The 24,910-nt window shown below is 65.3% G+C and carries 22 protein-coding genes; 9 read left to right on the top strand and 13 right to left on the bottom strand.

Translation table 11 applies throughout. The features are described 5' to 3' along the window. Positions 1 to 149 precede the first annotated feature (149 nt). From FUT88_RS20390 to FUT88_RS20370, 5 genes are all read right to left on the bottom strand, one after another. Entirely contained in the window at positions 150 to 1,586 is a 1,437-nt protein-coding gene (locus FUT88_RS20390; protein ID WP_147217826.1) for a M20/M25/M40 family metallo-hydrolase, read from the bottom strand. Between the two features lie 190 nt (positions 1,587 to 1,776). Beyond that, on the bottom strand, positions 1,777 to 3,321 hold the full coding sequence (locus FUT88_RS20385) for a methyl-accepting chemotaxis protein (protein ID WP_147217824.1): 1,545 nt from the start codon (positions 3,319 to 3,321) through the stop codon (positions 1,777 to 1,779). 140 nt (positions 3,322 to 3,461) lie between these two features. Next, positions 3,462 to 3,959: a GNAT family N-acetyltransferase gene (locus tag FUT88_RS20380; protein WP_147217822.1), complete on the bottom strand. Its 498-nt coding sequence runs from the start codon at positions 3,957 to 3,959 to the stop codon at positions 3,462 to 3,464. A gap of 2 nt (positions 3,960 to 3,961) precedes the next feature. Continuing rightward, positions 3,962 to 5,368 carry an alkaline phosphatase family protein gene (locus tag FUT88_RS20375; protein WP_147217821.1) on the bottom strand — a complete coding sequence of 469 codons (1,407 nt, stop codon included), beginning with the start codon at positions 5,366 to 5,368 and terminating at the stop codon, positions 3,962 to 3,964. Between the two features lie 104 nt (positions 5,369 to 5,472). Next, positions 5,473 to 6,732: an MFS transporter gene (locus FUT88_RS20370; protein WP_147217819.1), complete on the bottom strand. Its 1,260-nt coding sequence runs from the start codon at positions 6,730 to 6,732 to the stop codon at positions 5,473 to 5,475. 89 nt (positions 6,733 to 6,821) lie between these two features. On the opposite strand from FUT88_RS20370, the gene FUT88_RS20365 reads away from it, so the two are divergent. The 3 genes from FUT88_RS20365 (at position 6,822) to FUT88_RS20355 (ending at position 9,423) form a co-directional block, all read left to right on the top strand. After that, a complete protein-coding gene (locus FUT88_RS20365) occupies positions 6,822 to 7,784 on the top strand; it encodes a GlxA family transcriptional regulator (protein ID WP_147217817.1) in 963 nt (320 codons plus the stop codon). 64 nt (positions 7,785 to 7,848) lie between these two features. Continuing rightward, a complete protein-coding gene (locus FUT88_RS20360; RefSeq protein WP_147217815.1) occupies positions 7,849 to 8,514 on the top strand; it encodes a glutathione S-transferase in 666 nt (221 codons plus the stop codon). Between the two features lie 48 nt (positions 8,515 to 8,562). Continuing rightward, positions 8,563 to 9,423 carry a class I SAM-dependent methyltransferase gene (locus FUT88_RS20355; protein ID WP_147217813.1) on the top strand — a complete coding sequence of 287 codons (861 nt, stop codon included), beginning with the start codon at positions 8,563 to 8,565 and terminating at the stop codon, positions 9,421 to 9,423. A 12-nt stretch (positions 9,424 to 9,435) separates the two neighbouring features. On the opposite strand, the gene FUT88_RS20350 is transcribed toward FUT88_RS20355, so the two are convergent. Further along, positions 9,436 to 9,768 carry a hypothetical protein gene (locus tag FUT88_RS20350; RefSeq protein ID WP_147217811.1) on the bottom strand — a complete coding sequence of 111 codons (333 nt, stop codon included), beginning with the start codon at positions 9,766 to 9,768 and terminating at the stop codon, positions 9,436 to 9,438. A gap of 283 nt (positions 9,769 to 10,051) precedes the next feature. Between FUT88_RS20350 and FUT88_RS20345 the strand changes: the two genes are divergently transcribed. The 3 genes from FUT88_RS20345 to FUT88_RS20335 all read left to right on the top strand — a co-directional run bounded on the left by FUT88_RS20345 (position 10,052) and on the right by FUT88_RS20335 (position 15,935). Continuing rightward, entirely contained in the window at positions 10,052 to 10,447 is a 396-nt protein-coding gene (locus tag FUT88_RS20345) for a DUF1801 domain-containing protein (protein WP_147217809.1), read from the top strand. A 77-nt stretch (positions 10,448 to 10,524) separates the two neighbouring features. Then, a complete protein-coding gene (locus FUT88_RS20340) occupies positions 10,525 to 10,854 on the top strand; it encodes a DUF2322 family protein (protein ID WP_147217807.1) in 330 nt (109 codons plus the stop codon). A 155-nt stretch (positions 10,855 to 11,009) separates the two neighbouring features. Continuing rightward, a complete protein-coding gene (locus FUT88_RS20335; protein ID WP_147217805.1) occupies positions 11,010 to 15,935 on the top strand; it encodes an NAD-glutamate dehydrogenase in 4,926 nt (1,641 codons plus the stop codon). A 9-nt stretch (positions 15,936 to 15,944) separates the two neighbouring features. Here FUT88_RS20335 and FUT88_RS20330 read toward each other — a convergent pair whose 3' ends face one another. Beyond that, positions 15,945 to 17,195 (bottom strand): phosphatidylserine decarboxylase family protein, encoded by a 1,251-nt coding sequence (locus FUT88_RS20330; protein ID WP_147217803.1) that lies wholly within the window; start codon positions 17,193 to 17,195, stop codon positions 15,945 to 15,947. Positions 17,196 to 17,206: 11 nt separating this feature from the next. Beyond that, positions 17,207 to 17,782 carry a diguanylate cyclase gene (locus FUT88_RS20325; protein ID WP_147217801.1) on the bottom strand — a complete coding sequence of 192 codons (576 nt, stop codon included), beginning with the start codon at positions 17,780 to 17,782 and terminating at the stop codon, positions 17,207 to 17,209. A 119-nt stretch (positions 17,783 to 17,901) separates the two neighbouring features. Between FUT88_RS20325 and FUT88_RS20320 the strand changes: the two genes are divergently transcribed. The 3 genes from FUT88_RS20320 (at position 17,902) to FUT88_RS20310 (ending at position 19,214) form a co-directional block, all read left to right on the top strand. Beyond that, positions 17,902 to 18,528, top strand: a complete 627-nt coding sequence (locus FUT88_RS20320; RefSeq protein WP_147217800.1) for a UdgX family uracil-DNA binding protein — start codon at positions 17,902 to 17,904, stop codon at positions 18,526 to 18,528. 61 nt (positions 18,529 to 18,589) lie between these two features. Continuing rightward, entirely contained in the window at positions 18,590 to 18,976 is a 387-nt protein-coding gene (locus tag FUT88_RS20315) for a hypothetical protein (protein WP_147217798.1), read from the top strand. 43 nt (positions 18,977 to 19,019) lie between these two features. Then, positions 19,020 to 19,214, top strand: coding sequence for a hypothetical protein (locus FUT88_RS20310; RefSeq protein ID WP_147217796.1), 195 nt, complete (start codon positions 19,020 to 19,022; stop codon positions 19,212 to 19,214). Between the two features lie 100 nt (positions 19,215 to 19,314). Here the strand turns inward: FUT88_RS20310 and FUT88_RS20305 are convergent, their stop codons facing one another. From FUT88_RS20305 to pgaB, 5 genes are all read right to left on the bottom strand, one after another. Then, entirely contained in the window at positions 19,315 to 19,587 is a 273-nt protein-coding gene (locus FUT88_RS20305) for a hypothetical protein (protein WP_261797234.1), read from the bottom strand. Between the two features lie 231 nt (positions 19,588 to 19,818). After that, positions 19,819 to 20,049: a hypothetical protein gene (locus FUT88_RS20300; RefSeq protein WP_147217794.1), complete on the bottom strand. Its 231-nt coding sequence runs from the start codon at positions 20,047 to 20,049 to the stop codon at positions 19,819 to 19,821. Positions 20,050 to 20,431: 382 nt separating this feature from the next. Beyond that, the gene (locus FUT88_RS20295) at positions 20,432 to 21,439 is read right to left on the bottom strand and encodes a PgaD family protein (protein WP_147217792.1); all 1,008 of its coding nucleotides are present in this window, start codon (positions 21,437 to 21,439) and stop codon (positions 20,432 to 20,434) included. Beyond that, positions 21,436 to 22,722 (bottom strand): poly-beta-1,6-N-acetyl-D-glucosamine synthase, encoded by a 1,287-nt coding sequence (pgaC, locus tag FUT88_RS20290; RefSeq protein WP_186829355.1) that lies wholly within the window; start codon positions 22,720 to 22,722, stop codon positions 21,436 to 21,438. Before pgaC ends, FUT88_RS20295 begins: the two co-directional genes overlap by 4 nt. A gap of 1 nt (position 22,723) precedes the next feature. After that, entirely contained in the window at positions 22,724 to 24,874 is a 2,151-nt protein-coding gene (pgaB, locus tag FUT88_RS20285; protein WP_147217834.1) for a poly-beta-1,6-N-acetyl-D-glucosamine N-deacetylase PgaB, read from the bottom strand. Positions 24,875 to 24,910: the final 36 nt, after the last annotated feature.

Here is a 24,910-nt window from a genome sequence, read left to right as displayed (position 1 = left end):
CTTTCGCCATCTCGGGCGCGCCTTTCTTTGGTTACTTTCTTTGGCAAGACAAAGAAAGTAAGTCGCCCGCCAGGGGCCGAAACCGAACATAAACAAATCCAACCAATAAAGCGCACGCCCGCAGAAAGCACACATGCGCAGCCACCCAATTACTCGGCCAACCGCTTCACAAGCCGATAAAGAAACTCCCGCCCGTCATACAACCGCGCAATCTCGATACGCTCATCCAGACCATGCGTGCGCAGGTCAGCCGGCTCGGTAAACAACCCCGACACGCCATACATCGGAATGCCGGCATTGCGCATGAACCGGCTGTCCGTCGCACCGGTGCTCATGGCGGGAATGACCGGCACATTCCACATCTGCTGCGTCAGCGCTTCCACCGTCTTCACCAAGTCACCATTGAGCGGCGACGCAGGACTCGCCAGCGGCTTGTTGACGTAGCGCACGCTGATCTTCTCGTTGCCAATCACCTGCTTCAGCTGACGATCAATATCCGCCGGATCATCGTGCGGCAGGATGCGGCAATTGACGGTGGCCTTGGCCGATTGCGGCAGCGCGTTTTCGGCGTGGCCGGCGTTGACCATGGTCGCCACGCACGTCGTGCGCAACTGCGCGTTGTAGAACGGAATGGCCGAGAGCCGATCGATCGCGGCCTGGTCGGGCTTGCCGGTGCCGACCGAACGCATGTCGTCCGCCAGTTGCCCCGTGGCCAGCGGCGCGCTGCGGGCAAAGTACGTCTGCGTCACGTCGGCCAGCTTGACGGGAAACTGATACGCCCCCAGCCGATCCAGCGCGGCCGACAACGCATAGATCGGGTTCGTCTTCGTCGGCACCGAACTGTGGCCGCCCACGTCGCGCACTTCCAGCTCGTACGTCGTGTACATCTTCTCGGCCACCTGAATGCGGTGCAGCACCGGCTTGCCGTTGCGCAGCTCGCCGCCACCGCCTTCATTGATACCGAATTCGGCTTTCACCAGCTCCGGCTTGTTGTTGACGATCCAGTACGCGCCGTTGGTCGGCACATCGCCGCGCTCCTCGTCGGTGGTCAACGCCAGGATGATGTCGCGCGACGGCTTGAAGCCTTCCTGCTTGAGTTGACCCAGCACCGATACGAACGCCGAGGCCATGGCCTTGTCGTCGATCGCGCCACGTGCGGTGAAATAGCCGTCGGTCTCCTGCAGCTTGAACGGATCGGTCTTCCAGTCTTCGCGCTTGGCTTCCACCACGTCGATGTGGGCCAGCAGCAGCATCGGCTTCTTGCCGCCCGAGCCCTTCCAGCGCAGTACGAGATTGCCCTTTTTCGGGAAGGGCTCCAGCACCTGCATGTCGGCAGCAGCAAACCCGGCATCGCGCAAGCGCTTTTCCATCGCGCGCGCGGCCTGGGTCGTGTCACCGGCCGAATGCGTCGTGTTGATCTCGACCAGCTCTTTATAGATGTCGTGGTAGCGCTGCTGCTCGGGCGTGAGCGTGGTGGGCGCGGGCTTGCTGGCGGGAATGCTCTGAGCGAACGCGCCGGCGCTGCATGCCAACACGGCAGCAGACACCAAGACGCGAACGGGAACACGACGACACTGGAAACGCATGACACCTCCGAATAATCGTTATGTGAACCGGCTCATGGCGCTTGGCGAATGGCTCGGGGGGCGTAGTAAGGCCATGAGCGGCTTCTGAATGCACCGCATAAAACAAAGCGGGGCCGACCCGAAGGCCGACCCCGCAGTGTAGCGCCGCGGCAGCCATTTCGCTGCCGGGGCAACCCATCAGGAACCTGCTTTACATCGCTACGCGGAACACCGCCACCGCACGACGCAACTCATCCGCCTGTTCTTCCAGCGCCTGCGCAGCGGCAGCGGCTTCTTCAACGAGCGCGGCGTTCTGCTGCGTCACGTCGTCCATCTGCGTGACGGCTTCGTTGATCTGCTCGATGCCGGTGCTTTGCTCAGCCGAGCCCGCGCTGATCTCACCCATGATGTCAGTCACGCGCTTCACGGCCACGACGATCTCTTCCATCGTCTTGCCCGCACGTGCCACCAGCGTCGAGCCGGATTCCACACGGGTGGCGGAATCTTCGATCAACGATTTGATTTCCTTGGCGGCACCTGCGCTGCGCTGCGCCAGCGTGCGCACTTCACCGGCCACCACGGCAAAGCCGCGACCCTGTTCACCGGCACGCGCCGCTTCCACCGCGGCGTTGAGCGCCAGGATGTTGGTCTGGAACGCAATGCCTTCGATCACGGCGATGATGTCGGTGATCTTGCGCGACGATTCGCTGATTTCGCCCATGGTGGTCACCACGTCCTGCACCACGGCACCGCCCTGCACGGCAATGTCGGAGGCGTTGACGGCCAGCGTGCTCGCCTGACGCGCGTTGTCGGCGTTCTGCTTCACGATGCTCGTCAGCTCTTCCATGCTCGATGCGGTTTCCTCCAGCGAGCTGGCCTGCTCTTCCGTGCGCTGCGACAGATTGGTGTTGCCCGCGGCGATCTGCTGCGTGGCGGAGGCAATCGACTCGCTGCCGCGGCGCACCGTCACCACGGTCTCCTTCAGCTTGGCTTGCATCTGCTGCAGGCCTTCCATCAGCAGGCCCATCTCGTCACGCGAGTGGATGCGCACGTCGGTGGTCAGGTTGCCGCCCGAAATTTCGTGGAAGTGCACGAGCATCTCTGCCAGCGGGCGCGAGATGGCGCGCGACAGTACGAGGTAGCACCCAGCCGCCAGCGTGATGCCCAAGGCAATCACGATGATGAACGCCCACACCAGCCCATTGAAGAAAGACTGCGCCCTTTCGTACGACGCGGTGGACAGTTCCATCTGGATGGCATTGAGGCGATCGGACAACTCGGCGTACGCACGGAATTGCGCGGGCACTGTCTCCATCGCGACGCGGCGAGCGCTTTCACTGTCGCCGCGCTGGATAGCCGCAATGGCTTCGCCGATACCGCTCTTGACGATCTCACGCAGCTTCTTCGCTTCACCGGCCACCTTTTCTTCTTCTGGCGTGGAAAACGGCAAAGTCAGATAGCTCGCCCACGCCTTGTCGCTGTTCTGGATCTGCAAATTGACACGGCCGATGGCGTCAGTGGCCTTGGCTGCGTCCGTTTGCGTCACGGCACGGTCCAATGCCGTACGCGCCTGCGCAAGCTTGGATTCCGCCTGCCCGAGCGCCCGGGTGGAAGCAAGGTTATTGGAATAGGTTTCCTTGAGCGCGGCGTTGGAGCGCATGTTGCCAACCAGGCCCAGCGCGCCGACCCCCGCCAGGAACACAGCCAGAACAAACAGCACCAGCGCCAGCCGTGCCTTGATGGAGAGCGTCTTCATATCTGTCGCGCGAAGTTGGGGAGCGTGAAGCGGTTCCTCTAAGGGAACTGAATTCAGCAAAACTAACGACAGATCCTCGGCAATCTTTAACCACATTGCGAGGGTTTCCCCGAAGAACAAAGTCCGGTGCGACTCTTAGCTCACGCCTGCACGCGCACCATCAATGCGTTATCGAGCAAGACGCCACGCACCGTCACGGTCTGGCGTGCGATCACTTCAAACCCGTTGCGGGCAAAGAAAGGCTCGGCGCTCAAGCTCACGTGGGCTTGCACACGCGGCACGTCGCGCTGCGCTGCCAAGCCGAGAATGTGGCTCATGAGTTGTTGCCCAATGCCTTGTCGCGCATGGTCGCCCGATACGAAGAAGTGATCGATATAGCCGTTCGCCTGCAAATCGGCATAGGCGACGGGGCGCCGGGCGCGTTCCACCACGAACGGCTGGATGCGGCGGATGCGCTCGCCCCACTGGGCGACGTCGTAATCGGTGGGGGCCCAGGCCTCGCATTGCTCGGGGCTGTATCGGCGGGAGGCGATACCGTGCACGGCGGAGTGAAAGACGGCGTGCAGGAGCGGCTCGTCGCCAGGTCGGAAAGCGCGTATGACGACGGGCGGATGCGGAAGCGGAAGCGGTGCGTTCATGATCATTGCCCCGCGTGCGGCAGATCCATCGATGCCAGCACGTCCTTGATGTGCTGCGCCGCCTGCTGGGCGTTCTGCGCAGCGGGAACCGGCGGCTGCTGATCGGTCGAGAGGTTGCGCACGTGGTCGTCAATGCTGATGCCGGTGCCGAGCGGCGCCAGCATTGCCGCCGACTCATGCATGGCCCACTGGAAATCGTTGAGCGGCGCGTTGCGGGCGGCCTGCAAGCCGGCCGGGTTTGCTGCGATGGCACGCGCGACGACGGGCTCGCGGTCGTCATCGGGTGCGCTCAGCTCCAGCACGTGGCCGAGGTCGGGCGCACTGGCATCGCGGGCGGTGAGCGGGGTGCGGATGTTGTAGCGCATGCGCAGCGTCTTGATGATGGCGGTGTGATCATACGGCTGCGCCACATTCGAGCGGAAGATCGTGCCCTTGGGAATCCACGGCGATACCACCACCGCCGGCACGCGCACGCCCAGCCGGTCGAACGCGAAAAGCTGCCCCGGCTGCGGCGGGCTGGGCGGCACCGCGGCGGGCGGCGGCACGTGGTCGAAGCAGCCACCGTGCTCGTCGAAGGTGATGACGAGCAGGGTCTGATGCCACTGCGGCGAACTGCGCAGCGCGTTGTACACCTGCGCGACGAGGGCATCGCCGTAGCCTACATCGTGCGGCGGATGCATATCGTTGGGCCAGTCGAGATCGGCAAAGTAGCGCGGCTCGATAAAGCTGTACGAAGGCAGCTTGCCGCTGGACGCATCGTCGAGAAAATCGTCGAACAGGTGAAAGTGGTCCAGATGCAGCCACAGCCGCGTGAGCGTGAGCGACTGTGCGAAGTCGTGGTAATAGACGGCCCAGTCGTCGGGCACCACGCCGTCTAGCGCGTTGAACAGCGTCGGCGTCAAGTACGGAAAATGCACCGGCGAGTTGTTCGGATAACCGTGCGCGGTGCCGGTGTGGACAAAGAACCGGTTGGGCCACGTCTGGCACGGCGCCGAGGCAAACCACGCATCGCACACGGCGTAATTGCGCGCCAGCGTGCTGAGCGCGGGCACTTGGTCCGACGTGAAGAAATGCATGATGTCGCGCGGGTCGCCACCGTTCTTGGCGTAGTTGGTGGTGAAGCCCTGCATGGTGGGCGTCTGCCCCAGCGGCATCTGCTGGCCGAAGAGCTGCTGGTTGATGTCGGTAAAGAGTTCGCCCGGGTCGGGATTGGGCAGCGTCATCACGTTGGCCGGCGCGGGCGTCGTCCACACGCGGATCGGCTGGCCGCCACCGTCTGGGTTGGTTTCTTCGCCCGACAGGCCGTCGAACTCCGCGCTCTTTGAATACAGCGTGCCGAACAGGTTGTCGAACGACCGGTTCTCCAACATCAGCACGACCACGTGGTCGATTGCGCCCAAGCCTGCCATGGTGGCCCCCTCGTTTCGTTGCGTTGCTTCGTTTTACGGGGCCGCACCGGGCGGCGCCTGCGGCTCACTATAGGAAGAAACGAGGGGATTGGCGCTGCGTACACCTATGGACGCTGCGCCGGCAGCACACGCCACGCAATCAGCGCGCTGCCTGCCGCCACCAGCCACACCACCGGCCACGATGACCACGCCAGCACCTGCGGCAGACACAGCGACGTGAGCCCGAGCGCGGCAAACGCGCCTGTATTGCCAAGCCCGAGCGCCGTGCCGGCGCGCTGCGCACCGGCCAGCGTGGCAAGTTCCGTATAACCCACGCCATGCCACGCTGATACGCAGATACCGCCCGCCACCACGGCCGCCACCAGCGCCACCCGCATGACCGACAGATCAACCGACAGCGCCGAGGTCATCCAGGCCACGCCGGCCAGCACCACGAACAGCGCGGCGCTCAACCGCGCACACGCCTGCAGATAAGCGCGGCGATTGCCGTGGCGGTCGGTCCAGCGGCCACTCCAGACGCGCATGACGGCCGCCCCGCCCTGCACCGCCGCCATGGTCAGGCTGAGCGTCAGCACATTGGCGTGCGCAAAGTCGCGCAGGAACACCGTGGCGAACGCAACGACGGCCCCTTGCGGCACGCACAGCAGTCCGATCGCCAGGGCCATGCGCAACAGCATTGGATCGCGCAGCGGGCCAGTGCTGCCCGGCGTGGCTGCTTGCGCAACGGCATTCACCATGTCCGGTGCGTCATGCACCCACAGCCACGTCAGCACCGCAGTCAATGCACACGCCGCCGCCAGCACGCCGTAGACGGCGGCAAACCCGGCGTGCGCCGCCAGGCTCGGCAGCACGAGCGCCCCAATGCCGCCGCCCAGCGGTACGGCGGTCTGGCGGATGCTCATGGCCAATCCGCGCTCGCCTTCGCGAAACCAGCCCATGACCGCGCGGCCGCTCGATCCGTTCACGCTGCCGCCCAGCAGGCCGACGCTCAGCATGCCGCCCACCAGCCACGCAAGCGGCGGCACGTTGCCATGCAGCGGCACCACGCAACATGCCATCACGAACAGGGCCAGCGCAGTCAGCCCCAGCCCCGCCAGCAGCACCGTGCGATCGCCCCAGCGGTCGGTCAGCAAACCCCACGGCAGCTCGCTGATGGCAATGCCAAGCCCCAGCGCACCCAGCGCCACACCCAGCTCCGCATTGCCCAGGTGATACGCCGAGCGGATGAACACGGCAGTCGTCGGGATGCCCGAAAACGCGGCCGAAAAACTCGCATTGGCGGCCACCCCCACGCCCAGCACCTTCCAGCGGTGATGGCGCGACATCGGCGTCGACGTGGCCGGCAAGCACATCGCGGTTGTCATGATCGTCTCTCCAGAAATGCGTTTGACAGCAGCAGTCTGGCGGAGCAACATCAGGCCTAAATGACGTTAATCCCTCATTTCAAGACATCATGCGCAGAATCGGCTTTTTGGTGTTTCCGGGCTGCAGCCTGCTCGATTTCACTGGCCCGCTGACGGCCTTTGACGTGGCGAACCGCCTGGCACCCCAGCCGGCGTACCGGATCGACGTGCTGTCCGAAGGGGGCGCGCAGGTGCAGAGCGCGCCGGGCCTCGTCATGCAGACGCAAGGCCTGGACGATCCGGCCTTCGATACGTTGATCATCTCGGGCGGCAACGGCCCGCGTGAAGACGCGTTCTCGCCGCGGCTGATCGCTTTCGTGCGGGAAGCGGCAGCACACTCGCGACGCATGACGAGCGTGTGCTCCGGCGCGTTTGCCCTGGCGGCGGCAGGCCTGCTCGATGGCCGCCGCGCCACGACGCATTGGCGCATGGCGGCGCTGCTGCAGCGACGCTATCCGCGCGTGCAGGTGCAGAGCGACCACATCTTCATCCACGACGGGCCGGTGTGGACGTCGGCCGGCATCTCGTCGGGCATCGACCTGGCGCTGGCGCTCATCGAGGAAGACCTGGGCGTCGACGTGTCGCGCGCCGTGGCCCGCGAGCTGGTGGTCTATCACCGGCGGCCCGGCGGGCAATCGCAGTTCTCGACCTTGCTGGAGCTGGACCCGGCATCGAGCCGCATCGCGCGTGCGCTGGGCTACGCGCGCGAACACCTGCACGAAGCGCTGGACGTCGACCGCTTGGCCGAAGTGGCCCATTTGAGCCGCCGCCAGTTCGACCGCGCCTTCGTGGCCGAGACTGGCCAGACGCCCGCGAAGGCCATCGAAAAACTCCGTGCCGAAATCGCCCGGCCGCGCGTGGAAGCGGGTGATGAATCGCTGGAGCACATCGCGCGCGCCGTGGGCTTTGCCGACCCCGAACGCATGCGGCGTGCGTTCATTCGCGTATTCGGGCAGCCGCCGCAATCGGTGCGGCGCTCCGGGCGATCCGGACATTCACGTCTGGCGGCCTAGCGCGCCGCGCCCATGAATCCGCTACCCTGACGCGCCTGAAATCCGTAGCCCCGCATTCGTATCGATGTCCGACAATCCAGCCCTGCCCCTGCTCTACAGCTATCGCCGCTGCCCCTACGCCATGCGTGCGCGCCTGGCGATGCTGCAAGCCAATCGACGCTTCCAGACCTACGAGATCGTCATGCGCGACAAGCCTGCCGAACTGCTGGCGCTGTCCCCGAAAGGGACCGTTCCCGTCTTGCGTTTGACCGACGGCAGCGTGCTGGAAGAGAGCCTCGACATCATGCAATGGGCCTTCGAAGCACGCGACCCGGAAGGCTGGTGGCGCCGCGCGCAATCCGACGAGAACCTCGCGCTGCTGCACACCAACGACGGCGAGTTCAAGCGCCAGCTCGATCGCTACAAATACCCAGACCGGTATCCGCAAGAGACCACGCCCCGTGAGACGGCCCGTGCCCGGGCAACAGAAACGCTGCTGATACCGCTGGAATCCCGCTTGCTGGCGCAACGCTATCTTGGTGGCGCGACGCCGTGCGCCACCGATCTGGCGATCTTCCCGTTCGTGCGGCAGTTTGCGGCGGTGGAGCCGGACTGGTTTGCTGCCCAGCCGCTGCCCGCCGTACAGGCTTGGCTGGCCGAGTGGCTCGCCAGCCGCCTGTTCGAGGTGTGCATGACGAAGCAGCCCGTGCAGGCCGTTGCCGTATTTCCGGAGTATCACCAACCCGATTGATCGACTGACCAGCTCACCGGCAGGTCCACCAATGGAGGCGTGTGTGCAATGAACGACCCACAGACAGCATCCCCCGACAGCACCGCAGTGCGCGTCGCGTTGTGGCGCGCCTTGCATGTGCACAGCGATGCACCACCGCACGTGCTGGAAGACGAAGTGGGCCTGAAGCTGCTCGCACCGGAACCGGACTGGCAACAACGCGGCGACATGGACCCGCAGTTCACGCGCCCGTTTCGCGCGTCCATTGTGGCCCGCGCACGCTTTATCGAAGACCTCGTCATCGAACAGGCGGGCCGTGGCTTGAGCCAGTATGTGATTCTCGGCGCGGGACTCGACAGCTTTGCGCAACGCCGGCCGGATGTGGCATCGCGCATGACGGTGTTTGAAGTCGATCAGCCCAGCCCGCAAGCCTGGAAGCGCCAGCGTCTGGAAGCGCTGGGCTTCGGCATTCCGCATTGGCTGCGCTTCGTGCCGGTGGATTTCGAGGCGCGCCAATCCTGGCAGGATGCGCTGGTCGCGGCTGGGTTTGATGCGAGCAGGCCGGCCATCGTGGTGTCCACGGGCGTGAGCATGTATCTGACCAAGGAAGCGAATGCGGCCACGCTGCGGCAGGTGGCGTCGCTGGCGCCGGGCTCGATGCTGGCGATGACGTTTCTGCTCCCGTTGGAGATGGCTGACCCGGACGTCCGCCCCGGCCTCGAAATGGCGGAAAAAGGCGCACGCGCGAGCGGCACACCGTTCATCAGCTTCTTTACGCCGCCAGAGATGCTCGCGCTGGCCCGCGAAAACGGCTTTCGCGATGCCCAGCACATCTCGGCAGACATGTTGACGGAGCGCTATTTCGCGGGCCGGCCCGACGGCCTGCGCCCGCCGCGCAACGCAGAGGAACTGCTGCTGGCGACGGTCTAGCCGCGCACCTGCCTAGCGCTCGCGCAGCGGCCCGGGCAGCGCCTTCAGGCCAATCCACAGCACGCCGATGACGACGTTGACCGGCACGCTCAACGCGCTGGGCACATAGAACAGCACCGACAACCCCGGCGTGTTGAGGCCCAGCTCCAGCACACCGCCCAGCGCGTAGCAAAGCAACCCGCACCACAACCAGCGTCGCATATACGCCAGCAGCCAGTGCGCGTGCGCCTGGTTGAAACGCCAGGCCGCCGACCGTTCGAACAGGTTGCCGCGGCTGGCATCCTTGAACAGCCAGCCGAAGAAGAAGTAGCGGTACAGCAGGGTGCGAAAGGCGAGCTCTTGCATGATGGCTCCCTCGGCCAAACCAGCTTCAGGCAAGCAAGTTTGGCTCCAAAATCGCACGGGCGCCATGCCCGCTCGCGCCGGGTTCATCATGGCGCACCCGGCTGCGCCGGCTCATTTTTGCCGCGCTTGATTGGCGTTTCATTTCCCTCTGCCCGACAAAGAGGCATTCCTACGTTTTCTCGTCTAAAGCCGGGGCCTGAATCTCATGCACCGGGCGTCGAGTGGCTACCGGCCCGTGTTCCTGCCAGTATGATCTGCTTGGTCCACCTGGAGGCAGACACCCATGAAGAAGAGCACGCCGGACACCGCCGCACCCGCGTCCGAGCTGATCGACGCACGTATTGCAGAGCTGGACGACTGGCGCGGCGACATGCTCGCCCGTCTGCGCGCCGTCATCCGCGCGGCCGATCCCGACGTGGTGGAGGAATGGAAATGGAGCGTGCCCGTGTGGTCGCACCATGGCCTGATCTGCACCGGCGAGGCGTACAAGCAGACGGTGAAGATGACGTTTGCCAAGGGCGCGTCCGTGCCTGACCCTGCGGGCCTGTTCAATTCGAGCCTGGACGGCAACACGCGCCGCGCCATCGATTTCCGCGAGGGCGACAAGGTCAACGAAAAAGCGTTGAAGGCGCTCATCCAGGCGGCCATCGCCGTGAACAAGGCCGGCGCCAAGCGTTGAAGCACAGGCAAGCTCGCGCGGGTCGGGCCGGAGCCGTTAACATACGGCCCGCCTGATCAACCAACGGAGCAACCGCAGTGATTCAACCGACCAGCGTATTCAAGGACAACCTCGCCCAACTGCCCGGCATTGACGGCATCGAGCGCATCGATCTGGTCGACGGCCAGGGCACCGTGGTGGCCGACATCGAAAACAAGCCCGGCAAGCAGGGTTCGGTGGCGGTGTACCACTACCTGCAGCAGACGTTCGGCCAGCTCGACGCCAAGGCGGCCGAGCACGGCCTGGCCGTGTTTGCCGAGCACACCATCGACGCGCGCAACCGCCCCGGCGCCCACCCGAATGTCGACCGCCTGCTGGCCATCGCGGCGGGCGAGCCGGCACTGCGCATCAACGTCGTGAAGGCTTGATGACACATCGCTGACGCGCGCTGCACAAAGCAGCGCGTGAACCGCCCGCGCTCTCGCTGCACTGCACACAGCGGCATCAGCGAAGCCGGGCGCCCTGATTGCCAGCCATGGGCACGCGGCGTAGCATGAGGCAGCCCTTCATCGGGAGCCGCCTCATGTCTGCTCAGCACGAAGACAAGGTCCGCCAGCACATGGCGGATGCAGTGGCCCTGGCGCGCGAACGTGCGCCCGATATTGCCGACCTGTTCGAGCCGTTCCTGCGGCATTACTACGGTCTGGCAGACCCCGAAGACGTGATCTCGCGCAGCGTGGCCGATCTCTACGGCGCGGCGATGGCGCACTGGCAGCTGGGCCAGAAATTCGTGTCGGGACAACCGCGCGTTCGCGTCTACAACCCGAGCCTCGAACAGCACGGCTGGTACTGCGCCCATACGGTCGTCGAGATCGTCAACGACGACATGCCGTTCCTGTTTGACTCCGTGACCATGGAGATCAACCGGCAAGGGCTGGCGCTGCATTCCGCCTTCCACCCGGTCTACCGCGTACAGCGCGATGGCGCCGGCATGCGCGTGGCGGTTTCGGCCGGCGGCGGCGTACAGCGCCCGGCGGCACTCGCGGGCGACATGCCGGACACGCCCGCCGATGCAGACAGGGCAACCCGCGGCGTGGCGCGCTTCGAGTCGACCATCCACATCGAGGTCGATCGGTTCTCCGAACCCGACCGCCTGCAGGCGTTGCACGACGGCCTGATGCGTGTGCTGGGCGACGTGCGTGCCGCAGTGGAAGACTGGAAGCCCATGCAGGCCGCCGCCCAGGCGGCCATCGACGCCCTTGCCGTACGCGCCGCACAGCCCTCCACCGGAGAGGTAGAACGCACCGAGATCGCCGAAACGCAGGCCTTCCTCAGCTGGATGCTCGAGCGTCATTTCACCTTCCTTGGCTACCGTGATTACGAACTGATCACGCAAGACGATGGCCATTACCTGCGCGGCATACCCGGCACGGGCCTGGGCGTGCTGCGCGAAGCGCTGCGCGACACCTCCACGCCGGACACGACGCGCCTCGCACCGGGCGCTGCGAAGTTCATCGACGCACCGGAGCCCATCTTCCTCACCAAGGCCAATTCGCGGGCGACCGTGCACCGCCCCGGGTATCTCGACTACGTCGGCATCAAACTGTTCGACGCCGACGGCCGTGTCTGCGGGCAACGGCGCTTCCTGGGGATGTACACGTCGAACGTCTACATGGTGCCGGCCGAAGACATTCCCCTCGTGCGTCGCAAGGTGGCCGACGTCATCCGGCGCACGGGCTTTCTTCCCGACGGGCACCTGGCCAAAACGCTGGTCACGATCCTGGAGCAATACCCGCGCGACGAGCTGTTCCAGATGGACGCCGAAGCGCTGCACGACATCGCCCTGGGCATCCTGCGGTTGCAGGAGCGGCAACGCACGCGCCTGTTCGTGCGTCGTGATCCGTTTGACCGCTTTGTGTCGTGCCTCGTGTTCGTGCCGCGCGAGAAGTTCAACACCGACCTGCGCGTGCGTATCCAGAGCCTGCTGCAGGCCGCGTATCACGGCACCGCCGTGGAGTTCACGCCGCAGTTGTCGGAGTCGATGCTGGCACGCATCCACATCACGGTGCGCACGCAGCCGGGCAACGTGCCCGACGTTGACGTGGCTGAGCTGGAAGACCGCATCGTGCAGGCAGCGCGGCGCTGGCAGGACGACCTGGCCGACGCGCTGCTCGAACGCGGCGGCGAAGAGCGCGGCAACCGCCTGCTGCGCCGCTATGCGGGCGCGTTTCCCGCTGGCTTTCGCGAAGACTACGCCGCCCGCCTTGCCGTGCGCGACATCGAACTGATGGAGCCGCTGCTCGGCGCCAACGCCGCGGACAACGTGCTGGCCATGCAGCTCTACCGGCCCCTCGAAGCGCCGCCCGGTGCGCTGCGCTTCAAGATCTACCGCGCCGGCCAGCCGACCTCGCTGTCGCACAGCCTGCCGATGCTCGAGCACCTCGGCGTGCGCGTGAACGAGGAGCGCCCCTACTGCATCGAACCCGCCGACGCCGCCCCGATCTGGATGCACGACTTCGGCATGGAGACCATCGACGGCAGCGAAGTCGATCTCGACGAAGCCCGCGCACGCTTTGAAGACGCCTTCGCGCGCATCTGGACTGGCGAACTGGAGAATGACGATCTCAACCGCCTCGTGCTGCAGGCCGGCCTGACCTGGCGCGAGGTGCGCATCCTCCGTGCATATGGACGCTACATCCGCCAGATCGGTTCGACCTTCAGCAACGCGTATATGGAGAGTGCACTGAACGGCAATCCGTCGATTGCGCGTGCGCTGGTGCGGCTGTTCCTGGTGCGATTCGACCCCGCGCTTGCCGAGGCCGAGCGTTCGCGTGCGGCGGAAACGCTGCGCAAGCAGATCGACGAGGCGCTCGAAGACGTACCCAATCTGGATGAAGACCGCATCCTGCGGCAGTTCCTGGGCGTGCTGGAGGCCACGCTGCGCACGAACTACTTCCAGACGCTGCCGGACGCGGGACAGGGGCACCAGCCCAAGCCGTATCTCTCGTTCAAGTTCGACCCATCGCGCGTGCCGGGCCTGCCCGAGCCCAAGCCGATGTTCGAGATCTGGGTGTATTCGCCGCGCGTGGAAGGCGTGCACCTGCGCGGCGGCAAGGTCGCGCGCGGCGGCCTGCGCTGGTCTGACCGTCGTGAGGATTTCCGCACCGAGGTGCTGGGGCTGGTGAAGGCGCAGATGGTCAAGAACACGGTCATCGTGCCGGTGGGCTCGAAGGGCGGCTTTGTCGTCAAGCAGCCGCCACCGGCCAGCGACCGCGATGCCTATCTGGCAGAGGGCGTGGCGTGCTACCAGACCTTCCTGCGCGGGCTGCTCGACCTGACCGACAACTACGTCGACGGCCGCGTCGTGCCGCCGCCCGATGTCGTGCGCTACGACGAAGACGACCCTTACCTCGTCGTCGCCGCCGACAAGGGCACAGCAACGTTCTCCGATTACGCCAACGCCATCTCGGCCGAATACGGCTTCTGGCTGGGCGATGCATTCGCCTCGGGCGGCTCGGTGGGCTACGACCACAAGAAGATGGCCATCACCGCGCGCGGCGCATGGGAATCGGTCAAGCGGCACTTCAGCGAGATGGGCGTCGATACGCAGACGCAGGACTTCACCGTCGTGGGCGTGGGCGACATGTCAGGCGATGTGTTCGGCAACGGCATGCTGCTCTCGCGCCATATCCGCCTGCTGGCGGCGTTCGATCATCGCCACATCTTTCTCGATCCGTCGCCCGACGCGGCCACAAGCTTTGCCGAGCGCGAGCGCCTCTTCAACCTGCCGCGCTCGAGCTGGGCCGATTACGACCGCGCGCTGATCAGCCCCGGCGGCGGCATCTTCCCACGCACGGTCAAGTCGATCCCCCTCACGCCCGAGGTGCGCGCCATGCTGGACGTAACGGCGACCGAGATGGCGCCCAACGACCTGCTGCACGCCATCCTCAAGGCACCCGCCGATCTGCTCTACAACGGCGGCATCGGCACGTACATCAAGGCCAGCACCGAAACGCATGCGCAGGTGGGCGACCGCGCCAACGATGGCCTGCGCGTGAACGGCGCCGAACTGCGCTGCAAGGTCGTGGCCGAGGGCGGCAACCTCGGCTGCACACAACTCGGCCGCATCGAATACGCGCAGCATGGCGGGCGCATCAATACCGACGCCATCGACAACTCCGCCGGAGTGGATTGCTCCGATCACGAGGTCAACATCAAGATCCTGCTGGGCCTGGTGGTGGCCGACGGCGAGATGACGCTCAAGCAGCGCAATACGCTGCTGGCCGAGATGACCGACGAGGTGGGCGAACTGGTGCTGCGCGACAACTACTTCCAGACGCAGGCGCTGTCACTTGCGCGCACGCGCACGGCGTTGTGGCTCGACCCGGAAGCACGGCTGATGCGGCATCTGGAGCGCAGCGGCCGGCTGAACCGCGCGATCGAGTTCCTGCCCGCCGATGAAGAGATCGATGCCCGCCGGGCCAGCGGCGGCGGCCTGACCACGCCCGAACGCGCGGTGCTGATGGCCTACAGCAAGATGTGGCTGTACGACGTGCTGCTGGGCAGCGACCTGCCCGATCAGCCGTTCGTGGCCGATGGCCTGCCGGATTACTTTCCACGACCGCTGCACTCGCGCTGCGCTACGTCGATCCCTCGGCACACGCTGCGTCGCGAGATCCTGGCGACGATGCACGCCAACGCGCTCGTCAACCGCGCCGGCGTGACGTTCGTGCACCGCATGGCCGAAGAGACCGGCGCAGAACCGCTTGCCGTGGTGTGGGCCAGCCTCGTAGCGCGCGCTGTCTACCGGCTCGATGCGCTGTGGCAGGAAGTCGACGCCCTCGATGCGCAGGTGCCGCACGAAACGCAAACTGCGCTGTTCACCTCGCTCGCGCAACTGCACGAGCGGGCCACGCTGTGGTTCCTGCGGCGGCGCGTGTCGGACGTACCGGCTGCAGTCGAACGCTTCCGGGCTGCGGTGGACGCGCTTGCGCCCGAAATCGACGCGCTGCAAACGGAGGAATCTGCGCTGGCGGCCGCGCAGCAGCGGCAGGTCTACACCGAAGCGGGTGTGCCCGAAACGCTGGCGCGCGTGGCAACCGGCGTGCCAGCACGCGTGTCGTTGCTCGACATTGCCGAGGTGGCAGCGGCAGGCAACTGCGATACGCGGCTCGCTGCCCGCGTGTACTTTGCGCTCGACCAGCCGCTCGGTTACGGATGGCTGCAAGGCGGCATCATTGGCCTGCCGACGCAAACGCATTGGCAGATGCTGGCGCGTGCGACGTTGCTCGAAGAACTGGGGCAACTGCGGCGGCGGCTCACGCAATCGGTGTTGCAAGACGCGGCACCTGGCACCAGCGCGGAGGCGCTCATCGACGGATGGCGCACGACACGGCAGGAAGCGCTGGCGCGCTACAACCGCGTCATCGCCGACCAGGTGGCTGCCGGCTCGCCTGACCTGGCGATGCTGTCGGTGGGGCTCAAGGCATTGGCCGAGGTCGACGCCTGATTCGATCCGCTATCGGGCGCGCGCCAACGCCGCATTGACGTGCACCGGCGCGGCGTTGCCGGACGGCGGCGACTGGACCAGGAAGGCATCGATCACGCCGGGCTCGAAGAACAGGCAGTATGTCGATCCGCCGTACTGGAAGTAGCCAAGCTCCTCGCCTTTGCAAACATGCTGGCCGGGCGTCACGTCCACCATGCATGACGACACCTCGGCCATGCCGATGAACACGCAGCCCACGGTGCCCATGGCCGGATCATCGCAGGCGATGGTGATGATCGCGCGTGCTGCCATGGCAGCGCTGTAGCCTTGCGAGTCGTTGAGCCCTTCGGGGTCGGCGCCCTCCGATTCCACGCACGAGTAGTACGTGCCGTCGAGATGGTAGGTATCGACGATGGTGCCGGAGACGGGCGCGTGCCAGCGGTGGTAGTTGTATGCGCTGAGGAACGCCTGGTAAGCACAGCCACCGGCAAAACGCTCGGCCAACTGTGCCTTCTCCGGTCCGAAGATGTCGCGCAACGAGTACGGTTGCGCCTTGATCCAGAACGCATCTTCATACCGCGTGTCGTGACTGATGTTGTAGGGCGCGGCCTCGCAAGCGCTGACGATCAGCTTGTTGTCGTCTTCTCCCGCGACGGGCCGCATGCCGGCACGGAAGCGGCGCGTGAAGAAATCGTTCCACGACGTGAAGCCCCAGTACGGCTGCGACGGATCGCACAGAAACTGCTCCATGCCGATGCGCCGTGCCGCTTCGGGGCTGAACCAGCCGTCCGGCTCTTGCGTGTTCAGATAGGCGCGCGAGTGCGGGCCGCTGAGGAACGCGCTCCAGCCATTGAGCACCGCCTTGAGCGCGTCGTTGAAGCGCCTGTCGCGGAACAGCGCGTAGCCGGATGGCATGCACATCGGCCAGTCCAGGAGCGCGTTGAGCGGGCAGATCACCAGGGTCTTCTCGCTGAAGCGCGGCGCGCACTTGACGATGTGGTCGATGGTGAGCAGCAGTTCTGTGCTGTCCTTGTAGCCGAGCTCGTAGCCGTGGCCCCTTGCTTCGTCGATTGCGCGTGCGAGGTGCATGCGCAGTGCCGGCTCGCCATCGATCAGGTTGGCGAGCGCCCGCACGGCATCCACCGAGGGCGTCCTTGACGGACGTGACAATGCCTGTGCGACAAGCTCGGTGCGAAACGCCGCCAGCTGCGCCTCGCCTTCGGGCAACCAGTTGCCCAGCCGGCGGCGCCGGTCCAACGGAACATTCGATGCAGCTTCCAAAAATTTTCTCCTTAAACGCGCCGCTGCCCGGCAACCAGAGGTGGAGCGCGCCGTTGCCGCAGGCAACGCACCAGCTCCTCCGCATACGGCAGCAGCTCCAGCACCACGAAAACCAACAGGACGGTGGCGACATAGCCCCACGGCAGGGGCGGATCTTTCCAGTGCACGGAAAAGTCGGGCATTGCAGGTCCCACACCGAACAAGCCGAGTACCTCGTTCCAGTGCAACAGCGCAAGCACCGACAACGCCATGAGCGGAATCATCTCCAGAAAGCTGTGCACGTGCTGCTCGAACGGCTTCACGGTGCGATGGGCCGTGGCGTAGCTGACGTCCCACATGGCGGTGGCCTGGTGCACGACATAGGCGACGGCCATCACCACGAGCACCAGCGCGTTGACCCGCAGGAACAACGCTGCCAGCACGGGCACGCCCATCTCGGCAAGCATCAGCAGGTGCAGCAACGACTCCTTGGCGCCGGAGGTTCTTTCAATGCGCGTGACGCGATGGCAGCACCAGTCGGCCACCCCGGCTGCCACCCACAGCGGGATCAGGAAGTACATCAGGTACAACTCAAATGGCTCATGCATGGGCCCGCTCCAGCGAAGATTGCGCTACACGTCCTGGCAGGCCGACAACCTACGCAACCAACGTTCCAGCCGGGGTGGCATCGAGGTTGCTGCACCTTGCGCAGCCGGAAACCCTGCCCATGAAGACGCCGCCCCCCGCCCCCGAGCCCGACGAGACCGACCCGCACCAGCAGCCGGCGTCACTCGACGCATGTCGCCGCTGCGATCTCTGGCGGCACGCCACGCAAGCCGTACCCGGTGAAGGCAAGCGGCGGGCGCGCATCATGCTCGTCGGCGAACAGCCCGGCGACGGCGAGGACCTTGCGGGCAAGCCATTTGTGGGCCCCGCAGGAAAGCTGCTCGACCGCGCGCTCGAAGACGCCGGCATCCCGCGGGACGACGTGTTCGTCACCAACGCAGTCAAGCACTTCAAATGGGAGCTGCGCGGCAAGCGGCGCCTGCACAAGACGCCCGGGCAGCGCGAGGTCCAGGCCTGCATGTACTGGCTCGAGCAGGAGCTGCAGCAGGAAGCGCCGGCGGTGGTAGTGGCGCTGGGTGCGACTGCGCTGAAGGCCTTGCTCGACGATGCCCACGCGCGCCTGCAAGACCACTTCAACAAGCCCGTGCGACATGACGGCCGTACGGTGCTGGCGACCTGGCATCCGTCCTACGCACTTCGCGCCCCCGACCCAGCGGCGCGGGAGAGCGCCTATCTCGACATCGTCACGGCGCTCAAACATGCGCGGCGGCTGGCTGCCGGCAAATAGCGGCACAGGCGCGCGAGTTGCGTCGGTGGAACCGACATAGACACTTCATGAGAGGACGACGATGAATCGCATCACCCATCAGGCACGTGCGCTGTGCGCGGCGGCAGCAATGTTCGTCTCACTCGGCGGCAGCGCCGTGTTCGCACAAGCGACTGGCGGGCAGGCCGGCAGCAGCGACAACGCACCCCCAGCCAACGCAAACAGCACCACCGCCACCGGTACCACGAGCCGCACCGACAACCCCACGGGCCGCGATGCCACGCGCAACCGCACCCGCACCCGCAACGACAGCGCCAACCCTTCCGGCGAATACGTACCGCGCACCGGTTCCACTTCGCATCAGGACAAGAATGGCAACGTGGTCAAGGACAGGTCCACCGGCGGCAGCCCGCAGGGCCGCGAGCGTCCACCGGCCAGCCCAGCCAACATTCCCGCAACGCACCCTTGAAGGGACACCGTTCCGTCCCCGCACGGATTCAGGAGCACATCGCATGAACAACGAAAACCCCATCCCGGGCGCGCCGCCCGCCTCTGCCGCACCCGGTGACGAAGCAGCGCCCGGCGCGCCAGGCAGCGGCGAAGCGATCTGCCCCGAGTGCAATGGAACGGGCCAGCGCGACGACGGCAGCCCGTGCCCGTCGTGCGAGGGCAGCGGCAAGATCATTCAGGGGATTGGCGGAGGCTGACGCATCACCGGAACGCTGGCAGTGTCGAAACCGCCCGTTCAGGATGACGCCCGGCTGGCGTTGCGTGAACGCGGTCGGGCTTTCAGTGGGTCGCGCTGTATCAGCGATGTTCCATGTCTTCGTGCACTTCATGCGCGCGCTCGCGCGCCTCGTGTTCGCGGTGTCGCAGGGCTTCGCGGTCACGCTTGATGTCGCGGTGTTCGGCACGGAGTTCACGGTGCTCTTCGCGGCGCTCCATGTGTCGCTCATGCTCCATGCGCTCCGCACGTTCGTGATCACGGTCTTCCGGATGTGGCGGCGGCATGGGCTGCGCAAGGGCTGCGGTACCGGCGACCGCAAACAACGCGGCGAGCAGGGTATGTCTGGTCTTCATGGGTGGCTCCTCTTGAGTTGTCATGCGTGCCTACCCGCCGACGCTGGAGCGTCGAACTTCAGGATAGGCATCAGAGCAAGAAGCCGGCCCCGCAGCGCGCCTGGCGGCGCATAGGCTGCGCCCGCGCCACGAGCAGTGTGTTTCTGTTTGTATCGATTGCAGGCAGGTCACTCGGCGCCTGGGCTGCGCGCCCAGGCAGCGACGGGCTGCGTGCAATGAGGAAAGGATCGGCTAGTGAGGCACGGCCACCGCGCGGCGACCGATGGTGCGGACGTGCCCGGAAGCCTTGAGCAGGACGTAGCCCTGGAGTGTCACCCGGGCATAGCTGTGGTCGGGGCCACGGCGCTCCAGCGTCACGAGCTGTCGCTCGACGAGCGCTTCGACATCGGCGCGATCCAGATCGTCGGATTCCGCGCCGTCGTTGACGAGAAGCAGGACAGCAAATTCATGGGGACTCAGCACAGTTGGCTCCAGCTTGTCTGTTGGCCACGGCATGCAATCCGTGACGGGGGGTGGGCTTGGTTTTCACTGACACCATGAGCACTGCAAGCGCCGCCGGGAACACCGAGAGAGAACTGCTGGGCCTGCAGGAGAAGCCAGCATAGGCACGCACGCAGCCGCATTCAAGAGGGCAAATCCATGCGCCGTCCGTGCAGTGCATCAGCCCGATGCGCGATGCTGGTGCGCCAACCGTTTGCCGTGCTGCGCAGCGCACGGGCGGCAACGATTGCGCAAAGCGGAAAAGTCCGCCCTCCTCCGTTTGCGCTAAGTCAATTGCGCAAAAGAATGCGCCCCGGTGACTCGCATCACCGGGGCGCTGACTGCTGCGCTGGGGGCGTCGACCTTACACGTCGTCGGCGACGACGTTGGCGCGGCGGCCAAAGCCGTGGAGCGGGTCAACGCGTTCGATGCGTTGGAGCCGCGCGTAAGGATCGTCCAGTTGTGCATGCGCACCAAATGCATGCAGCGCGCGGTGGCGTTCCGTGGCGCGGTCCGCTGCTTGCACTGCAGCACGGCCATGGACGACGGCGGTCACGCTGCCATAGTGGCGTGCCATGCCGGGGCGCATCGCGTACGTCTGGGCAGGCGATTCGGCCGGTTGCGGTTCGACCCAATCGCTGCGGCCCAGACGGCCGCGATAGCCGAATCGATGGAAACCGGCGGCTTCGGCAGTCACCGCGTCCACCGCCTTTACGATGTCGCGCGGTTGCTGCGCCGGCGCATCAGCACGTGCAAGGGAGGGCTCTTCACGCTCGAGGTTCTCCAGCACGATCGCCTCGCTGACAGGGCGAGAGCCGAGCACCGGCTCTTCCGGGTCGTATTCCGGGCTGCGGGTGAACGGCGTGGGCGGTGTGGCGGTGCCGGCAGGTGCGGGGCGGCCCGCCCACTCCTGCCACGAGCGCACGTGGGTGATGTCACCGTCATCGTCGTGGTCGACCACCAGCAGGCGCGTGTTGCGCGGACGCTGCCACGCGGGCTGCTGCGCATGCAGCGTCCCACGCGAGGCGCGCGCGGAGGCGCCACCGGACGCCGGCCGCGCTACCGGCGCACGCGCAATCTTGCGGCGGATCGCACGGTCCAGCCGCGACAGGACCATCCACACCACGAGCACGCCGCCCATGCCGGCGATGATGTTGCCGTACATGCGCAGCTGCTCGAACGGCAGGCCGCTCGGGCCCACGCTGCTGATGGAGTAGCCCACATACAGCCCCAGCATGCCCCAGATCGAAATCACGAGCACTGGCCGGAAGATCCGGAACCACAGCACATGGTGCAACGTGCCGAAGACGCCCTTGTCCGAGAACGACTGTCGGATCGAGTTTCGCGAAACATCAATGACAAGCATGGTCATGGCGAATTCCCCTGTTGTTGTTGGATGCCCCGGTCAGGGCTGGTCCAGCGGGCACGGGCACGCGTACGCTGGAAGGCGACGGCCGGAAAGCCGACCACCGTGGTGACAAGGTTCAGGATCCAGAACGCAACCGGATACCAGACGGTGTCGATGAAGTACCGCAGGATGTTGTCGTCGTAGCGCCGATCGATGAAGCAGCCGATCAGCAACTGCAGCACACACGTAATGAAGAGCAGCGTGCCGTGCCAGCGTGGGAGTGCTTCCATGCGCCATTCGGGGGGCAGCTCGACGAAGAAGCTGACCATCGACCACGTGATGACAACAAGCATGTTGTACGCCCACACAACCGACAGTGCGTACTCGAAGAAGATCGGCCACATCATCGACTGCCGCAGGCTCGCCATTGCCGGCGCGTATTTGATCAGCGCCTGGATGCCGCCCTTGGCCCATCGCAGGCGCTGCTTGTACAGGCCGCGGAAGGTCTCGGGCATCAGGATCCACGACAGCGCGCGCGGCTCGTAGCGGATCATCCAGCCACCCACCTGCAGCTTCCAGCTGATGTCGATGTCTTCCGTGAGCATGTCGTTGCTCCAGTAGCCGACATCCTCGATGGCGTGCTTACGGAACATCACGACCACGCCCGACACCGTCAGCAGCCGGCCATAAACCTGCTGCGTGCGCTTGATAAGACCCACGATCGACGAGAACTCGCCCACCTGCATGCGCCCCAGCAACGTCGAACGCGTGCGGATGCGCGGGTTGCCCGTCACTGCGCCAACGTTCGGGTTCTCCATCAGGTGGCGGATCATCCAGGCAATCGCATCCACATCCAGGATCGAATCGCCGTCGATGCACATCAGGTACTCGGCATCGGTCACCTGGGCAGCGGTGGTGAGGCCGATCGCCTTGCCCTGGTTCGACGACTGGTGGATCACCACCAGCTGCGGGTACTCCGCAGCCAGTTCGTTCAGCCGCTCACCGGTGCGGTCGGAGCTGCCGTCGTTCACGGCGATGATGTCGTAGTTCGGATACCGCATGCGTGCGAGGTGGCTGATCACCTCGCGCACATTCGCCTCTTCGTTGTAGCAAGGCACGATGATCGACACCTTGGGGTAGCTCTTCACCCCCAGCAGTGCCAGCGGGTGCCGCACGTGCTCTGTCCCGCGTTCAAGCAGGAAGTAGTGCAGCAGCCCGCCGATCATCCAGAAATACGACATGAAAAACGGGTAGTAGAAGACGAAGTCGGAGATCCAGCGCTTGGCCAGAAGGAAGTCCACTTCCATGTCAGCCTCCCGCCTTGGTGTTGGACGACGTGGCCGCTTCGGTGGTCGCGGGTTTCCTGTCCACGCCGGCATTCGGCGGCTGGCTCTGCGGCAACGAGCTGCTGTTGAGCTTTTCAACGCTGCCCTTGTCGCCGCCTGGCGGCTTGCGCGTCTCGATATAGGTCTTGAGCGACATCACATCGCGCAGCACCTCGGTATCGGGCCGGCCTGCAATGAAGTCATCCGGGTAGTAGCCGTAGTTGAGCGCACCCGCCGAGCGCAGCGCGCGCATCTGGTCGCGCAGTTCGGTCGTCGGAATCGGCTTGTCCTGGTTGCGCCAGTCCACCGCCTGCAGCTCGAAGATGGTCTTCTTCAGACCGTCCTTGTGCTTGGCCACGGCGGCGGTCAGCTTCTTCATCCAGTCCTTCGGATCCTTGGCTTCTTCCATGTACGGCATGGCTTCGAGCGCCACATAGTCGTACGCCTCCAGGAAGTCGTCATAGTTCTGTGCCGTCCACGTTTCAGCCTTCGGATCGAGCACCGGACCCGCAAAGATGTTGCGTGCGGTCAGCATGTCGCGGCCGTTCTGATAGCCCTGCGCCACCGAGATCAGCTCTTTCGAGAACGAGATCAGCGCAGCCGTCTTGGCCTTCGACCATTTCTGCATCAGCTCGGGCGACTGGCGGATCTTGTTGATATCGCCGGGCAGGCCCATGGCCTCGTAGGCCTTGAGCGCGGCGGGGCTGGCATCTTCGTAGTCGTCGAGCACGCCGTCGTCGTGGAACAGCACGCCGTCGATGATCGAGTTCTTGGCCAGATCCTCATAGATGTCGCGGATCATCTGGCGCGCCTGCGGATCGAACGGCGACAGGCGCGGCGGCTTGACCGTGCCCGGCTTCTGCGGCGCACCGGGCAGCGACTGCACCAGGTGCGTGGCCGCCGGGTTATTGGCCGGCAGCTTGTACGACAGCATCGGCAGCCAGGCGTACACCTCCACCTTGGCCCGCGTCTTCAACTGCCACGACACGCGCGAGAACAAGTCCGCACGCATCGGCATGTGCCGGTTCGGGAAGTACACCGCGTCCACCGCGCCGTTGCCTTTCGGATCGGCGAAGGCCTGCAGGTACACCACACGCGGCGCGAGGTCCTTGATGCGGTCGACCAGCTTGCCGAGGTTGGCTTCCTGCTGCTTCGGGTCCGGGTCATAGATGTAATCCATGTCGACCTGCACCACGCGCTGCACGGGGTTGATCTCGCCGTGATGCGTCACAGGCTCGCGCAGCGAGCGCTCGAGATCGCCGGTGTTGGTGTCGTAGCCCATCAGGCTCCGGCGGATGGCGGTGAGCGGCACATCCGGCGTATTCGGGCCCGGCTCCAGCGTAAGCATGTACTTCAGGCCCACGTTGGCGGCTTCCTGGTCGAGCATCTGGTTGTGGGCGCCATACGGCCACACCACCGTCTGCACCTTGGTGCCCACATTTTTCTGGATGAGGTCGATGCTGCGCTGCAGGTCGTCGCGCACGCGCTTGCGGTACTCGTCGTCGGTTTCGTACCGGCCCAGCTTGGGCAGATATTCGTGCGTGGTGGCCGCCGGCATCTCGTTGCCCTGCGGATTGCCCAGCGCGCCGTGGTGCATATCAGCCGTGTGCGTGGCGAACTCGGCCAGGCCCGAGGCCTGCATCTCGCGGATCTGGCTCCAGTTCATGAAGAAGTCACGCGGCACGATCTGCGTGTTCGACAGCTTGATCTTCGACCCCTGCGGCGCATTGGTCCAATCCGTCACGAGTCCGAACACGGCCGGGAAACGGAACTGCTTGAGCAGCGGAAAGACCTTCGTGTAGTGGCTTTCATAACCGTCGTCGAACGTCAGCAGGATCGGGCGTTTTGGCAGCGGCTTGCCGCCGTGGCGCGCCGCATCGATCTGCGCGAGCGTGACGGGGTGATAACCGTTGGCCTGGATCCAGCTGAACATGTTCGTCAGCATCTTGGTGTCGACGGCAAACCCGTCGGGCAGCGTCTCGAAGCTGGCGCGCAGGTTGTCACGGATGTCGTGAAAGCACAGCACGCGGAACGTCTTGCCGTCGTCCGGATCGGGCTTGGGCAGGAAATCCACCTGGACGGCGCCGGCGGGGCGAACGGCGGCCACGATGGCCAGCGCCACGGTCAATGCCATCCAGGCGATGAATCGTCGCAACGACGGTTGTCGGAG

Origin of the sequence: Ralstonia sp. TCR112 (assembly GCF_007997035.1) — a bacterium.
Classification (GTDB): Bacteria; Pseudomonadota; Gammaproteobacteria; order Burkholderiales; family Burkholderiaceae; genus Ralstonia; species Ralstonia edaphi.
The sequence above is the reverse complement of the archived record's forward strand: the minus strand, read 5'-3'. Positions and strand labels throughout refer to the sequence as shown.

Bases quoted from the DNA above. Each gene is read 5' to 3' on its own strand.
- FUT88_RS20380 (WP_147217822.1), bottom strand. From the start codon at position 3,959: ATGAACGCACCGCTTCCGCTTCCGCATCCGCCCGTCGTCATACGCGCT.
- pgaC (WP_186829355.1), bottom strand. From the start codon at position 22,722: ATGGAAGTGGACTTCCTTCTGGCCAAGCGCTGGATCTCCGACTTCGTC.
- FUT88_RS20350 (WP_147217811.1), bottom strand. From the start codon at position 9,768: ATGCAAGAGCTCGCCTTTCGCACCCTGCTGTACCGCTACTTCTTCTTC.
- FUT88_RS20385 (WP_147217824.1), bottom strand. From the start codon at position 3,321: ATGAAGACGCTCTCCATCAAGGCACGGCTGGCGCTGGTGCTGTTTGTT.
- FUT88_RS20370 (WP_147217819.1), bottom strand. From the start codon at position 6,732: ATGACAACCGCGATGTGCTTGCCGGCCACGTCGACGCCGATGTCGCGC.
- FUT88_RS20355 (WP_147217813.1), top strand. From the start codon at position 8,563: ATGAACGACCCACAGACAGCATCCCCCGACAGCACCGCAGTGCGCGTC.
- FUT88_RS20295 (WP_147217792.1), bottom strand. From the start codon at position 21,439: ATGACCATGCTTGTCATTGATGTTTCGCGAAACTCGATCCGACAGTCG.
- FUT88_RS20320 (WP_147217800.1), top strand. From the start codon at position 17,902: ATGAAGACGCCGCCCCCCGCCCCCGAGCCCGACGAGACCGACCCGCAC.
- FUT88_RS20310 (WP_147217796.1), top strand. From the start codon at position 19,020: ATGAACAACGAAAACCCCATCCCGGGCGCGCCGCCCGCCTCTGCCGCA.
- FUT88_RS20335 (WP_147217805.1), top strand. From the start codon at position 11,010: ATGTCTGCTCAGCACGAAGACAAGGTCCGCCAGCACATGGCGGATGCA.
- FUT88_RS20345 (WP_147217809.1), top strand. From the start codon at position 10,052: ATGAAGAAGAGCACGCCGGACACCGCCGCACCCGCGTCCGAGCTGATC.
- FUT88_RS20315 (WP_147217798.1), top strand. From the start codon at position 18,590: ATGAATCGCATCACCCATCAGGCACGTGCGCTGTGCGCGGCGGCAGCA.
- FUT88_RS20390 (WP_147217826.1), bottom strand. From the start codon at position 1,586: ATGCGTTTCCAGTGTCGTCGTGTTCCCGTTCGCGTCTTGGTGTCTGCT.
- FUT88_RS20375 (WP_147217821.1), bottom strand. From the start codon at position 5,368: ATGGCAGGCTTGGGCGCAATCGACCACGTGGTCGTGCTGATGTTGGAG.
- FUT88_RS20360 (WP_147217815.1), top strand. From the start codon at position 7,849: ATGTCCGACAATCCAGCCCTGCCCCTGCTCTACAGCTATCGCCGCTGC.
- pgaB (WP_147217834.1), bottom strand. From the start codon at position 24,874: ATGGCATTGACCGTGGCGCTGGCCATCGTGGCCGCCGTTCGCCCCGCC.
- FUT88_RS20305 (WP_261797234.1), bottom strand. From the start codon at position 19,587: ATGAAGACCAGACATACCCTGCTCGCCGCGTTGTTTGCGGTCGCCGGT.
- FUT88_RS20325 (WP_147217801.1), bottom strand. From the start codon at position 17,782: ATGCATGAGCCATTTGAGTTGTACCTGATGTACTTCCTGATCCCGCTG.
- FUT88_RS20365 (WP_147217817.1), top strand. From the start codon at position 6,822: ATGCGCAGAATCGGCTTTTTGGTGTTTCCGGGCTGCAGCCTGCTCGAT.